Raw genomic sequence first — 14,076 nt, forward strand, 5'->3', positions numbered from 1 at the left:
CTCAGTTTTTGCTCTCACGCGCCAGCCGGTCCAGACGCTCCGACCAGGGGTCGTCGCCGCTCGCGATGCGATCGTTCGTGATCAGCAGCAGGCGGTCGGCGGCGTCCCAATGCGGCAAACCGGCGCCGTTGGGATCGCCGCTCCTGGCGAAGTTGATCCAATAAGTGCGCAAGCGGCTTGCGACCTCGCGATCTCCTCGCGAGAAGACCCCCGCACCGGGCACCCCTTCTACACCAAAGACGAATTGCAGCTCCCGCCCGTGCCCTTCGTCGGGATTTCTGCGCCGGGCTTCCGGCACATAGCCAAAGCGATAGCGGAAGGTCGGCGCGCCGGTTGCCGCATGGAGGCGAGCCAGCAATCGCACCGGCTCGGAGAAGACCTTGTCTGTATAGAGACGCGCCGCGAAGTCCGAAGGCGTCGCGGCGTCTGGATAAAGCTTGCGAAGCGCGTCGATGCTGTCGCCTATGGACCACAGCGCTTCCTTGATCTCAAGCTCGCCGCCAAACCGCGTCTCGTCATCATTCGAGCCGATCATCAGGGGAATGCGGCTCTCATGTCCCGCCGCAAATCCCGCGGCGACGTCCTCGGTCACCAGGCGTCCATCGATTGCCGGCGCAAAACTGCGCGGCGATTTTTCCAGCAATTTCTTTTCAGCTGCAAGCAGCCGTGCGAGCGTGGCTGCGCGTAAATCCGCCCCCTGCCCGAGCGCGGCCACGAATTGGCGGCCCACAGCTTCGGCCTCCTGCGGCGAGTGCAGCCGCGCACGGCCGGGCACCGATTGCAGAATGGCTTTCTGAAACAGATCGCGCGATTGCGCGCACAGCATCAACAGCGCGATCGATGTCGCGCCGGCGCCGTTCCCGAACAGGGTGACGTTGTTGGGATCACCGCCGAACGCCGCGATGTTGTCGTGGACCCAGTGCAGCGCTGCGATCTGGTCCATCAATCCGTAATTGCCGGAGGCGCCCTCCGGCAGCGCGGGCTCAGTGAGCCAGCCGAACGCGCCGAGACGATAATTCACGGTCACCACGATGACGCCGGCCTGCGCCAGCTTTGCGCCGTCGAACAGCGGATCGTTCGCGGTGCCCGTCACGAAACCACCGCCGTGAACGAACACCATCACCGGCAACGGGCCGTCGACGCCGAACGGACGAAACACGTTGAGCGTCAGGCAGTCCTCGCTCGCGCCCGGCAGCGACGGTTGCAGGCACGGCGCACCGTAGTCGTAGACGGTGCGCATCTCCGAGCTTTCGGGCATCGGCTGCGGCGGACGCCAGCGCAGCGCGCCGACCGGCGGCGCCGCATAGGCAAGCCCTCTGAAGGAGGCCACCTCGCCTTCGACGGCGCCGAGCATCTGGCCTTCCCGCGTCAAGGCGAACGGAAACTGGCCGACCGCCTGAGCCGCGGCCACATCGGCGCAGCAGAGCACGACGGAAGCCGCAACGAACGCAAGCAGGGACCGCATCTTCGGACATCTCGATGCGCGGAAAGGTTCCCCGGCAGGTTACGTCTGCGGCCGGCAGCGAGGCAAGCTTCGCCGCGGGCGCCGTTGCGATTGACAGCGAGCGCACTTTGGGTCACTTTTTCGTTCGGTTGATACGACCGGCCGGTTGCACCCTCCACGGGACGGTGAACGTATCGAAGCCGTTTTCGGCCTGCCTTTGCCCGAGCGACCGGGTCAGCAACGCAACCACCTGACACGCCTGGTTCGCTCATAGCAAAGGACGACACCGATGCGCGATTTTCGCGATGCGAAGGCTATGGCGCAGACCCTGCGCGACCAACTCCAGACCAAAGCTATCAACATAAGTCACGGCGAGAGCCTGGACCTGGTCTCCAGGATCTTCGGCCTCACCGACTGGAACACCATGTCGGCGCTGCTCCAGGCCGACCGACGCAACGGTCAGGCGCCACCCGCAAGCGCGCACGCAGCAGGACCTCAAGCCGGATTGGCAACCTACCCCGCCGTTCCGTTGCGGGACCTGGTCCCCTTCCCGACTGCGACGTACCCTTTGTTCGTTGGACGCCCAAAGACCATGCAGGCGCTCGACCACGCCTTCGGACGACAGCGCGAGGTGGTGCTGGCGATCCAGAAGGAGCAAGGCACCGACGAGCCGGGGGACGGGGATGTCCATGCAATCGGCGTCCTCGCCCAACTGCTCGAACTTGAACCGCTTCCTGACGGGACGCTGAAAGTGCTCACGCAAGTCAATCGCCGCGTCCTGATCCAACGCTTCGTCACCGGCAGCGGCGCATACGAGGCGGAGATTGTTGCCCTCTCGGAGGGGCCGATCCCCGATGCACCGGAACTGATCCTTCGCGCCGTCAGGCGCTTCGAACGTTATACGGCGGCCCGTGACATCCGCATCCCGGGGGTATGGCCCTTGCTCGAACAGACCCGCGATCCGGGACGCGTCGCCGACATCATCGCAACGCGGCTGGTATTGCCGATGGCCGACAAGCAGAATCTGCTGGCGACCCTCGATCCAGTCGCGCGGCTGAGGCAGGTCGACGCGTTCATGGAGTTTCGCCGCCCGCTCTCGCCGGCGCTCCAGACAACAAGGCTCCGCGCCCTCGGCTATGCCACGGAGCGGCATCATCAATACGCTACGCTGGAGCATCTCCTGCTCGCACTCCTCGACGATGCCGACGCCGTCGCCGTGATGCAGGCTTGCAAGGCCGACATCGGCGCCATGAGACCGAGCATCAAAGCCTATATCGATCGGGAGCTCGACAATATCGTCACCCAGAATGACGAGGACGCCAAACCCACCGCCGCATTCCAACGCGCAGAACAGCGTGCAGAAATCCATGCGTATGAGCTCGGACGCGCCGCGGTAACCGGTGCGAACATGCTGATCGGCATATTTCCGGAGACGCGAAGCCCTGCAGCGCAGTTGCTCGGCGAACATGGGATATTGCGCGCCCGTGCGGCCGAGTTCATCGCTCGCAGTCCAAATGAGACTTGAAGCGCCCGCCCCGTTTGCATTCTGGCAGGAACGTCGCAGCCGGACCTGGCGCCCAGGTCCGGACTGTCCCATCGACTGCAAGCCTAACCGCCCTTGCCGATAATCTCCGCGAGCGCACGCCGCGCGATGATGCCGAGTTCGCCGAGCGTTGAATGGCCGGATCGCGCTGCCTCGATCAGGCGCTCGGCGATGAAGCGGCGGCTGTCGTGATCGCCGCCATGCGGCAATTGGCGGCACGTCTCCTCCAGGACGACGTCCATGTTGGCTTTGGTCCGCTCACTCAACTCTGTCATGACGCCCGGTCGGTACGCGTGGCTTGTAGCCGCAAGCATACACAGACGGATCGGTCATGATTAGCCCGGGCAATCACGGCCATTGTGCATCGCGATGCGTGCATCGAAGCAACGTTCGCGCGGCCACGATGACGCCGCAAACCGCTACCGCAGATTGCGCTTGTTCTGATGACAAGCCGGGCCGGCGGCGATAGCCTGACGGCAAAATAAAAGCACGGGAAGGAATATGCCATGCCTGACGCAATGGTCGCCGCACGCGAGTCCAAGGCAGCAAGTGGAACAGCCCAACAGGTCGATGTCGCCGTGGTCGGCGCCGGATTTGCCGGCCTCTATCTGCTCCACCGCCTGCGCAAGGCGGGGTTCACCACGGTCGTGCTCGAAGAGGCCGACGATGTCGGGGGCACCTGGTACTGGAACCGCTATCCCGGCGCGCGCTGCGACATCCAGACCATCGACTACAGCTACACGTTCGACCCGGAACTCGAAGCCGCCTGGACTTGGTCGGAGAAATACGCGACCCAGCCCGAGATCCTGCGCTATCTCGGCTTCGTCGCCGACCGTTATGAGCTCAGGCGCGACATCCGCTTCAAGACCAAGGTCACGGAAGCCAAATGGGACGAAGCGACCGAGCGCTGGCAGCTCAGCACCGACAATGGTGCGCCCGTGTCCTGCCGCCATTACATCATGGCCACCGGCTGCCTCTCGGCGCCGAAGCCGCCGGAAATCGACGGCGTTAGCCAATTTGGCGGTGAGGTCTATTTCACCGGACGCTGGCCGCATGGCGGCGTCAATCTTGCGGGAAAACGCGTTGCGGTGATCGGCACCGGCTCCTCAGGGATCCAGTCCATCCCGGTGATCGCCGAGCAGGCCGCACATTTGACCGTGTTCCAGCGCACGCCGAATTTCGCGCTGCCAGCCCATAACGGTCCCGCCCCGTCCGACCGCATGAGCCTGCTGCGGGGCGACCGCGCCGGCTATCGCGAACAGGCGCGCCAGTCGATGACCGGCGTGCCCTACCCGCACCAGACGGCGGTCAGCTGGCAATTGAGCGAGGCCGAACTGCGCGCGCGCTTCGAGGAAGCATGGGGCAAGGGCGACCTGATCTACATCCTGACCCAGCTCTGGGCCGATCAGGGCGTCGACATCGACGGCAACAACATCGTCGCGGACCTGATCCGGGAAAAGATCCGCGCCATTGTCAAGGATCCCGAAACCGCCGCGGCGCTCACGCCGCACGATCATCCGTTCGGCGCAAAACGCCCCTGCCTCGATACAAATTATTACGCCACCTACAACCGGCCGAACGTCACCCTGGTCAATCTGCGGCAGGAGCCGATCAAGGCGATCAGTGCGGGTGGCATCACCACCGGGAAGCGCAGCTTCGACGTCGACGTCATCGTGTTCGCGACCGGCTTCGACGCCATGACCGGCGCAATCCGCGCCGTGCATCCGATCACCGGACGCGGCGGCAAGTCGCTGTCCGACGTCTGGGCACAGGGGCCGCAGACCTATCTTGGCCTCACCGTGGCGGGCTTCCCGAACTTCTTCATGATCACCGGCCCCGGCAGTCCGTCGGTGCTGTCGAACATGGCGGTGTCGATCGAGCAGCATGTCGATTGGGTGGTCGAGCGGCTTGCCGCACTGCGTGACGCCGGCTTCACCACGATCGAAGCCACCGAGACCGCACAGGCCGGCTGGGGCCGGCACATGGCTGACTGTGCGACGCTGACGCTGCACCGGCTTGCCAACACCTGGTACACGGGCGCCAACGTGCCCGGCAAGGTGCACGCGCTGATGCCCTATACCGGCGGCGTCGGCCCCTATCGCAGCATCTGCGACGAGGTCGCGAACTGCGGCATGCTCGGCTTCAGGCTCACCGGCCCAGATGTCGCCGCGCAATGCAATGACGGCGAGGTGGTCCGCCTGCAACCGGACGTGCGGCTGGTGCTGAACCTGCTGGCATCGCTCAACCTGCCGCCGATCGAGTCGATGGGCGCGCTCGGCGCGCGCGCCTTTGTCGACGAATTCAACAAGGGCCGCCCAGCGGGACGGCCGGTCGGCGCCGTCACCGACGGCACGCTGCCCGGCGCCGACGGTCCCCTGCCCTATCGTGTCTACAAGCCTGCAACGCCGGGGCCGCATCCGGTCGTGGTCTATTTCCATGGCGGCGGCTGGGTACTCGGCGACGAGCAGTCCGATGATCCGTTCTGCCGGGACATGGTGCGACGAACCGGCATGATCTTCGTCAGCGTCGGCTATCGCCACGCGCCGGAGCATCGTTTTCCCGCGGCTGCCGAGGACGGCTATGCGGCAACGCGCTGGATCGCCGAGCACGCGGCCGAACTCGGCGGGCAGCCGGGCCCGGTGCTGGTGGCGGGCTGGAGTGCTGGCGGCAACATCGCCGCCGTTACCTGCCAGATCGCACGCGACCGCGGCGGGCCGGAGATCGCCGGCCAGCTCCTGGTGTGCCCCGTCACCGATTGCAGCTTCGATCGTGGATCCTACAACGACAATGCGACCGGCTATTTCCTGACGCGTTCGTTGATGTACTGGTTCTGGGACCTCTATTGCGCACCGGCCGACCGGACCGATCCGCGCGTCTCGCCGCTGCGCGGCAAGGTCGCCGGCCTGCCGCCGGCCTTCGTGGTAACCTGCGAGTTCGATCCCTTGCGCGACGAGGGCATCGCCTATGCCGATGCCATGGCGGCCGCCGGCGTGCCGGTCGAGCAGCTCAAGGCCCGTGGCCATTTCCACTCGTCCTTCGTGATGGTGGACGTGGTGATCACCGGCGTCTCGGGCCGGGTGCAAATGGCCGACGCGATGCGACGCTTTGCCGGGCTTCCGCCGGAGGTGCGGCGTGGCGAGGACAACGCCCGCGGCCTTGCCAGCCCCGAGCACAGGATAGCAGCGGCCGCGAGCTGAGCCGCCAGCGGCCGGGAACCATTTCCCGGTCGCTGCGTTGGTGGGCGTGGCATTGAGATGTAGCGATTGATGTGGGCCCCGGCACGCAAGCAAGCTTTGTGTGCTGGGGTTGTTTTTGCGTGAGGCTGGGACGATGGGGGACGCACCGGCTACGGATTCAAAGGTCGATTTCGGCGCGCGCGCCGCGCTGCATAAATGGCCGTCGCTTGCCAACCAGCGGAGAGCCGAGCGGGAGCCCTACCAGGTGAGCGAAGGGACGCTCGACGAATGTATCTCGGTCTTCATGGCCAAGCCGGAGTCCACGAGGCATCTCTACGAGATCCACACGACGCCGCAGCCGCCGCTGGTCACCGAGATCCTGTCGCCCGAGCACGTCATTGAATTGTCGCGCTGGAGAGAGTTTCTCTGATTGCGGGTAGACGCGATATCCGCACGTGCACGCCGGGGTTCTCAGCAAGCTAGGAACCTTCTCGCCGATTCTGCGGTTGTCGTGATCGGAAAGCCAAGGCGTGAGTGCCTGAGATGCTCGAAACCAGCATGCCCGATCCAACGGTGCCTTACGGCGCTGACCAGACCCTGTTCGTCGTGATCGATCGTCGCGACGAGGCGACCGAGATCCGCGTCGAGCGAAGCGACATCGACGCGACCATCCGCGAGCTCGTCGCGGGCTGCTTCAACGATCCCGTCAAGGTGATCTCCTTCAACACGCTCGAGCACTGGATGAAGGACATCTCCATCGACGTCGCCCGTGAGATTCGGGCTCGCTGCGATATCGAGGGTATGGAGCTGCCGGACTATCTCAGCGATTTCGTCGAGAGCCATAGCTGATCGCGCATCGTCCTTGTCGATGCACCGGCGTGGGCGATGATATGCCGGAAGCTAAGCCCGCCGTCGCCTTGCGGCGATGAGTTCGATCTCGCGGCGGCGATCGCCTGCGAAGGTCAGGAGCTGTTCGATCGTCCTGGTATCCGTGATCCGTTTGGCGATCCGCTCGGCGCGTGCGGCCTGATCTTCGAGATACTGGATCGCGTTCAAACGCCGCCTCCCCCACAGGCCCCGAATTGGGAGCCGCGACTTGTCTGGACAGCCATGGTGCGCGAGAGCGGCTAACAGCCGGTTAAGCGCGCCCGTTCGACGGGATCGATCACGCACTATTGGACGACGTCGAGCCTGACATTGGCAACACCCCTGTCCACCATCCCAAGCGCCTCGGCCGCGGACGGAGAGATGTCGACCACGCGGCCGCGGACATAGGGCCCGCGATCATTGACCCTGACGGTCACGAAGCGGCCGGACGAGACATCGGTGACGCGCAACTTTGTGCCGAACGGCAGCGTGGGATGGGCCGCGGTCAATTCGTTCTTGTCGAACCTCTCGCCGCTGGCGGTCTCCGTATCCGAATAGAAACTGGCAACGCCTCGCGAGGCAGTCTGCGTGCTTCCTGCATCATCGGACGGACGCGCCCGGTGGATCGCCCGCGGATGTAGCGCCGCCATCCTGTGCGGACGCTCGACCACCGCCTGCCTGCTGGTGCCAACCAGATCGGCCTTCTGGCGTCCCACCGGCGATTGGGCGCAGGCGGCGAGCGATGCCGCGGCGACGATCGCGAGCAGCAGCCGAGCCGATTGGCGGCACGAGGTTGTAAGCCAAATCCGGGCAGTTTCGGCACGTGCGAAGCGAGACATGATGCGCCCTCCGAACAACCCGGAGTTCGGTGGGCAATGAGGGCAGAACCTTGGCTGAACAAAAGCGGCCTTAGGGCCACCATCGTTTCGCGCCGGCTGTGGCGATTCCACCACAGTCGCGTGTCCTGGATCGGGACAAGCCTGCGAAGATCAGCCCGATACGACGCGCCAGATGATCGGGCGCCCGTCCGACTGAACCTCACCGGTCCTGATGTCGCCCTTCAGGAGCCGCATGAGCTCGCGCCGATAGAGCCGCCGCCAGCCCGTTTTCAGGCTGGCGAGAAAGTCGAGCTCCCGTTGCGTCAGTGTGCACATCATGAACCCGATCCAGTTGCGATGGCCCCGTCAGCCGACGAGGCCGCCGATCGCTTTGACATCCGCGCTGCCGGGGAAGACCGTTTCGGCGAGCACCTTCTCCTCGACGCGGAGATGATCCCGCAGCAGGCCCTTCAGCACGGCGCGCAGATCAGTGGTCGGCTTGAGATCGCGGTCCTCGAACAGCTGCGCCGATTTCAGTCCCGGCCAGTCCGCGATCACGCGGCCGCCGGCGAGCGCGCCGCCGATCAGGAAGGCGACCGTGCCGGTGCCGTGGTCGGTGCCTTGCGTGCCGTTGATGCGCGCGGTGCGGCCGAACTCGGTGACGACAGCGACGACCGTCTCGCCCCAGGCCTCGCCCATATTTTTTTCGATCGCGGCAAAGGCACCGTCGAGCGCACCGAGCAGATTGTAGAGCTGGCCTGACGCAGCACCTTCGGCGATGTGCGTGTCCCAGCCGACGAAGCCCATGGCGCCGACGCGCGGGCCATCGGGCTTGGCGAGATAGCGCGCCGCGGTGCCGGCGGCTTCGGCGAAATAGGCGCGCACACGCTCGATGCCGGGCGGCATCAAAGTTGGGTCGTCGGACATCGGATCGCCGGTGCCGGGCGCACCGGCGAGCGAGGCAAGCTTGATGCGCGCCTGAAGCACGGTCGCGAGCTTCGGGTCGGTGTGCTGGTAGAGATCGAGCAGCCGGTTCTGCGTGTCCTCGCTCGCCGGCAGCAATTTCTGCGGCACCCATGTCATCACCGGCGCGGTACCGCGCACCACCAGCGGCGTCACCGACCCGATGCCGAGCGCGCGGCTGCCGCGCGGGTCGACGCGCCCGCCCGACTCCAGTGCGAGCAGCGCGCGGTTGAGCCATCCCGAGGAGGTCGCGCCGGGCTTGGTGAATCCGCTCTCCAGCACGTCCTGGCCGTCGAAATGCGAGCGCTCGCGATAGGGTGTCGCTGCGGCATGAACGATCGAGGCCTTGCCGGTCTTGTAGAGCCGGTGCAGGTTCGGCATCGCCGGATTGAGCGCAAAGAAGGCATCGAGCGGCAGCGCCGGCGGCTTGCCGTCCAGCGTCAGCGCGCCATCGCCGCGCAGCGAGATCCAGTCGGGATCACCGACCGGCGCGACCGCACCAAGGCCGTCGAGCGCGCCGCGCAGGACGATGACGAGCAGGCGCGGATCACGCCCTTCGGCGCGTGCGAGCCGCGGCATCTGGCTCCACGCAAACAGCGCGCCGGAGCCGACCAGAAGTTCGCGCCGCGTGGGCAAATGATTGGCGACGCCCATGCTCACCTCCTCTGAAAATCCGCCGACATGAACAACAACGCCAGCGCCTGCTGCCGGCTCTCGGCGCGCCCGACCGCCTGCTTCACCTCTGCTGTGATCTCGGATGCGAAGACATCCTCGATGATCACCTGCGGATCCGCGGTGGCCGCCACGCGCTCGGCAAAATTGTTGGCGATGTCGAGCCGCCGGCCAATGCCGTCGATCCAGCTGGCCTCGTCGTCGGGAAAGCCCTTGGGCGCCGACGGGCGCCACAGTCCCTCGCCGAGCAGGTCCTGGGCCCCGGTGAAGAGTGCGGGATCGACCTCCCTGAGGCCGGTCGCGCGCACCATGCCTACGCCCCATTCGCCCGGACGCTTGAGTTTTGACGGCGGCACGCGCCACGCGTCGTCCGACGAGACCATCGCAATCGCGACCTGCTTGAGATCGCCGTCGGTGTCGCGAAACGTCTCTGCCATGTGTTCGACCAGGGCCGGAGGCGGCTCGTCGGCCACGAAATGCCGTGCGAGCTTGGTCGCGACATGGGTCGCGGTCGCCGGATGTGCGGCAAGGTCGCGCAGCACGGCACGGCCCTGCTCGACGTCCTCCTGCTCGTAGCGCTTGCCGAGGACCGTCTGCCCGCCGGGCTCGTGAAGCCGCGGGTTGAAGGTGAACTCGCCGCCGTGCTCGGGATTGACGCCGGGTGGCACGAGCGTCCATCCCGTCAACACATTGGCGAAGCTGATCACATCGTCCTGGGTGTAGCCGGCGCGAACACCGAGCGTGTGCAGCTCCATGATCTCGCGCGCAATGTTTTCGTTGAGCCCGCGGTTGCGGTTGATGCCCGCAATCGAGTTCGCGCCCATCGAGCCGAGATTGTCGAGATAGAACAGCATCGCCGGATGGCCCTCGACCGCCTGAAGCAGATCGGCGAAGCGGCCGAGCGCATTGGGGCGAACCGCCTCGCGCTCGTAGGCACCCGACATGCTCTGGATCTTGTAGGCCGAGATGCAGAAATGATTGGACCAGAACCACACCAGCCGTTCGGCGAAGCCGATGTCCGCGCAGAGCGCGGCTTCGATGCGCAGCTTGGCTTCCTGCAAATAGATCGGCCGTCCGGGATCGGGAACGGCTTCGGCGGCCTGCTTGGCCGCCATCGCCGCGGCATCCTTCTCGGCGCCCGGGGCCTGCCCTTGCGTTTGGTCTTCCGACATCATCGGCGTCGCAGCCGCCTGCTGCTTCTTTGCCTGCAGCTGCGCCTGCTTGGCACGCGCCGCTCGCCGTGCGTTGGCGTCGGCCACGGTGCGATAGGCTTTCGCGCTGGAAGGCAGGCTGGCCGCAGCGGTCAGCAGCAGCGGCCGATCGAGCTCGGCAATCAGCGCGCCGCGCGGGTCGCTCCCGACGGCAGCGATCGAACCGGGTCGCGGCCCCATCCCGAAACGATGAAGCGCCAGCACGGTCTCGGCCTTTGCGGAATTGCTCATGACGAACGCCCGATTCTTCCAGCAGTCCGACGGCGGCCCACGTCGCCGCATCAAGCTACGATCCGTATGCTACGGAACGTAACACTTGAGCTAGGCCTTTGCAAGCGGAGATTGAAGCCGATCGAACGCGCATCCGTAATCCAGCGCATGCGCGGGAGAGGCCTAGAAATTCGGCCCCAGCGCGATCTTGGTGATGGTGCCGTTCCTGACGCCGATGCGCCACTCCGCCGACCCGTTGGCGAACTGGGCAATGTAGATGTCGCTGTCGAGCGCGGTGACGCCACGGAACGAAATCGCGCGCAACGCGCCGAGCCGCGTCAGGATCGCCTGGTCGAACGGAAGCTGCTGACGCGTGATGTCGGCGACCTCCGACGTCATGCGCTCGTAGTCCGGCTGGCCCTTGCCGACGCTTTCGATGTAGCTCCGCAGCATCTCCTCGCCGTTGGCGATCGGAACGGCGCGCCGTGCCGCGCGCCCCGGCCGCGCGCCGAGACTCGAAGCCTCGACATTGTGGAAACGGGTCTGCCGGCCCGGCACCAGGACCTCGAGGCAACGTCCCGACTTGTCGGCGATCACCCAGGGATCGTTCACGGTGGTCAGGGAGGCCCAGCTCATGTTGGGCCTGACCACGCTCTGCGTCTTGCGGTTGCCGTCCGCGTCGAGATTGAAGACCTGGATGTCCTCGCCCAGCTCGTTATAGACCATGATCCTGATCGGCGAGGTGCCGGCGCGGCCGCGCAGGTTCGCCTGCTCCGAGCAAAGCATGATGCCGCCGAGTTCGTCATTGCCGTCGGCACGGAAGGTCACGTCGCCGGCCTTGCCGTCGGGCTCGAGCAGCAGACGGAATTCCGCCGTACCGTTCGCGAACTTCGCGCCGTAGATGTCATAGCCGCCGGGGCCGACGCCGCGGAAGAAGATCGACTCGATCGCGCCGAGTGCGACGAATGTCGCGTGCAATTGCTCGAGCTGGCCGTGGATCTTGGCGGCGAGCGGCGCGCTCATGCGATCGTAGCTCGGCGTGCCGGCGCGCAGGTCCTCGATGCCGCGCAAGATCATCTCCTTGCCGCCCGCGGCCGGGACCTGCTCGCGGAATCGATCCGGAACTTCGGCGAGGCGGCGGGCGAAGTCGGCCTCGACCGCCTGGGCCACGGCTGCGTCGATCCGCGGTGCGAGTCGCGCGCCGAAGACCTCGCTGTGGACCAGCACGCGCGACACTCTGGCTTGCTCGTCGCGCAGGAAGATCAGGAGATGATCGCCGTGCACGGAAAACGCATCGGCGCCCTCGGCGAGAACCTGCGATCCGCCCTGCCCGGTTTCCTGCACTTGCAGACGATCGCCGTCGCTGCGCACGGTGAGCACGCGGTTCGGCGCGATCCTGTACCAGCCCGCATATTGATCGAGCGAGGTCGGGTCCGCGGCCGGCAGCGGCATTTCCGCAACGCGCACCGCGCGCACATCGCGACCGTTCATATGCAGCATCAGCTCGGGGGATCTGCGCTCCGCATCGAGCGGGAACGTGATCTCGCCGAACCAACCCGCGTAGGACGCCGTGCCGTCATTGCCGATCGACAGGCGCAGCTTGCGCTGTCCGGTCAGCTGGCCGTAGAGCTCGTCGCCGTCGCGGAAGACGGCGAACACCGAGGCGGGCCCCATGGCGTAGAAATTGACGAACGGACGATAATGCTGCGCCGGCTCTTCACCGAGATTTGTTGCGAACGGCGCCGGGTCCGGCGTGCGATAGGCGATCATGCCGGCGGAGACGATGACGACCGGCACGATCGCCGCTGCGATCCACAGCCGTTTGCGCCAACCGACGGCAACGGGCAGCGCAGCAGCCGTGATGATGCGCTCGACGCGGGCACGCACGGTCGAGACCCGCGCCATCGCGAGCTCCATCGGTCGCGGCTTCACCGAGGTTGCGACGTCGAGCAGGATTTCGGCATAGGACAGCCGGTCCTCGATCACCTCGATCGCCTGGGCATCGCTGATGATCTCGGCAAGCTCGGCCAGATGCGCGAGCTGCCACCACGAGAACGGGCTGAACCAGAACACCACGCGGTTGAGCGAGGCAAGCAGCAGGACGTAGAAATCACCGTTGGCGACATGCGCGCCCTCATGCGCGAGCACTGCGAGGCGCTTTTTCGCGTCCCAGCCGAAAAATTGCGGCGGCACCAGAATGGTCGAGCCGAAGGTGACGGGGCCGCCGACGTCGCGGCTGACGCGAACATCGGCATCGATCATGTGCGGAGCCTGCATCGGCTTCGCCGCGCGTGCCAGGCGCCAGGTCAGGCAAAGGCCAATTGCCAGCCGCAGCAGCAGCAAGCAGGCGACGCCGGCGTAGACGATCGTCGCCACCAACCCCCAATGGACCGAGGGACCGCTTTTCACCGGCAGCACGACGGCAGTGCTGGGGGCGACCGGCAAGGCCGGCTGCGGCGCCTCCAGCATCGACATATCGGCCGGCCAGAGTTCGTCCGCCATCGGCACGGATAGGGGCAGGCGATCGACCGTGAGCGTCGGCCAATGCATCACGAAAGGCATCGCCAGCGATGCCAGCAGCACGACGACCCACGCCGTCATATGGACGTGCGGATTGCGCACCCGAAACAGGTTGAGACCGAACCAGACGACGCCTCCCAGCACGAAGGAGCGTAGCGCCGCCTCAGCCAGAGTTGCGATCATTCTTTCTTCACTCCCCTCGCCTTCTTCGCCTTGGCGACCTGGTCGGCCAGTGTGCGCAATTGCTGCTGGTCGAGCATCGCGTTGTCGACCATGCCGACAAGGACCTCTTCCATCGAGCCGTTGCAGAACCAGTCGACAATCCGCTGCACCGCCTTGGCCGCGACCTGCGCCCGCGGTTCGGCGGCGTGGTAGACATAGGTGCGACCGTCCACGGTGTGGTTCGCATAGCCCTTTTCTTCCAGCCGGCGCAGCACCGTGCGGACGGTCGATTCCTTCAGCGGCCGCGACAGCCGCTCGCGCACGACCTCGGCCGTCACCGGACCATGGGCCCAAACCAGTTGCATGACCTCGTGCTCGAGGTCGCCCAGGTCGGGCAAACGATCGTCCATGGTGGCCTACCCAGCAGCTTGAGTTCTTTGTAACGCTACAGAACGTCGCATATAGGGCCGCGCCGCGCAACGGCATTCTA

Annotated in this window: 13 protein-coding genes; 4 read left to right on the top strand and 9 right to left on the bottom strand. The window is 65.8% G+C overall.

Annotated elements, in window-relative coordinates:
• Window position 1: 1 nt before the first annotated feature.
• Window positions 2–1,465, bottom strand: a complete 1,464-nt coding sequence (locus AC0L2O_RS30360; RefSeq protein WP_473372332.1) for a carboxylesterase/lipase family protein — start codon at window positions 1,463–1,465, stop codon at window positions 2–4.
• Between the two features lie 268 nt (window positions 1,466–1,733).
• Here AC0L2O_RS30360 and AC0L2O_RS30365 point away from each other — a divergent pair, with 268 nt between their 5' ends.
• Window positions 1,734–2,969 carry an LON peptidase substrate-binding domain-containing protein gene (locus tag AC0L2O_RS30365; protein ID WP_473372333.1) on the top strand — a complete coding sequence of 412 codons (1,236 nt, stop codon included), beginning with the start codon at window positions 1,734–1,736 and terminating at the stop codon, window positions 2,967–2,969.
• An 83-nt stretch (window positions 2,970–3,052) separates the two neighbouring features.
• Here AC0L2O_RS30365 and AC0L2O_RS30370 read toward each other — a convergent pair whose 3' ends face one another.
• Window positions 3,053–3,301, bottom strand: coding sequence for a hypothetical protein (locus AC0L2O_RS30370; RefSeq protein ID WP_409192414.1), 249 nt, complete (start codon window positions 3,299–3,301; stop codon window positions 3,053–3,055).
• Window positions 3,302–3,493: 192 nt separating this feature from the next.
• On the opposite strand from AC0L2O_RS30370, the gene AC0L2O_RS30375 reads away from it, so the two are divergent.
• From AC0L2O_RS30375 to AC0L2O_RS30385, 3 genes are all read left to right on the top strand, one after another.
• Window positions 3,494–6,184 (top strand): flavin-containing monooxygenase, encoded by a 2,691-nt coding sequence (locus tag AC0L2O_RS30375; RefSeq protein WP_473372334.1) that lies wholly within the window; start codon window positions 3,494–3,496, stop codon window positions 6,182–6,184.
• 133 nt (window positions 6,185–6,317) lie between these two features.
• On the top strand, window positions 6,318–6,593 hold the full coding sequence (locus AC0L2O_RS30380; protein ID WP_409192412.1) for a hypothetical protein: 276 nt from the start codon (window positions 6,318–6,320) through the stop codon (window positions 6,591–6,593).
• A gap of 128 nt (window positions 6,594–6,721) precedes the next feature.
• Window positions 6,722–7,012 carry a hypothetical protein gene (locus AC0L2O_RS30385; protein ID WP_409192411.1) on the top strand — a complete coding sequence of 97 codons (291 nt, stop codon included), beginning with the start codon at window positions 6,722–6,724 and terminating at the stop codon, window positions 7,010–7,012.
• 51 nt (window positions 7,013–7,063) lie between these two features.
• Here AC0L2O_RS30385 and AC0L2O_RS30390 read toward each other — a convergent pair whose 3' ends face one another.
• The 7 genes from AC0L2O_RS30390 to AC0L2O_RS30420 all read right to left on the bottom strand — a co-directional run bounded on the left by AC0L2O_RS30390 (window position 7,064) and on the right by AC0L2O_RS30420 (window position 13,996).
• The gene (locus AC0L2O_RS30390) at window positions 7,064–7,219 is read right to left on the bottom strand and encodes a hypothetical protein (RefSeq protein ID WP_473372335.1); all 156 of its coding nucleotides are present in this window, start codon (window positions 7,217–7,219) and stop codon (window positions 7,064–7,066) included.
• Between the two features lie 116 nt (window positions 7,220–7,335).
• Window positions 7,336–7,869, bottom strand: coding sequence for a septal ring lytic transglycosylase RlpA family protein (locus tag AC0L2O_RS30395; protein ID WP_473372336.1), 534 nt, complete (start codon window positions 7,867–7,869; stop codon window positions 7,336–7,338).
• 150 nt (window positions 7,870–8,019) lie between these two features.
• Window positions 8,020–8,187, bottom strand: a complete 168-nt coding sequence (locus AC0L2O_RS30400; RefSeq protein ID WP_409192408.1) for a hypothetical protein — start codon at window positions 8,185–8,187, stop codon at window positions 8,020–8,022.
• Window positions 8,188–8,214: 27 nt separating this feature from the next.
• A complete protein-coding gene (locus tag AC0L2O_RS30405) occupies window positions 8,215–9,465 on the bottom strand; it encodes a DUF1501 domain-containing protein (RefSeq protein ID WP_473372337.1) in 1,251 nt (416 codons plus the stop codon).
• A gap of 2 nt (window positions 9,466–9,467) precedes the next feature.
• Window positions 9,468–10,925: a DUF1800 domain-containing protein gene (locus AC0L2O_RS30410; RefSeq protein ID WP_473372338.1), complete on the bottom strand. Its 1,458-nt coding sequence runs from the start codon at window positions 10,923–10,925 to the stop codon at window positions 9,468–9,470.
• Between the two features lie 162 nt (window positions 10,926–11,087).
• Window positions 11,088–13,607, bottom strand: a complete 2,520-nt coding sequence (locus AC0L2O_RS30415) for a M56 family metallopeptidase (RefSeq protein WP_473372339.1) — start codon at window positions 13,605–13,607, stop codon at window positions 11,088–11,090.
• Window positions 13,604–13,996, bottom strand: coding sequence for a BlaI/MecI/CopY family transcriptional regulator (locus AC0L2O_RS30420; protein WP_473372340.1), 393 nt, complete (start codon window positions 13,994–13,996; stop codon window positions 13,604–13,606). The genes AC0L2O_RS30415 and AC0L2O_RS30420 overlap by 4 nt, the downstream gene beginning before the upstream one ends.
• Window positions 13,997–14,076: the final 80 nt, after the last annotated feature.

This window comes from Bradyrhizobium sp. Kon10 (assembly GCF_055807395.1).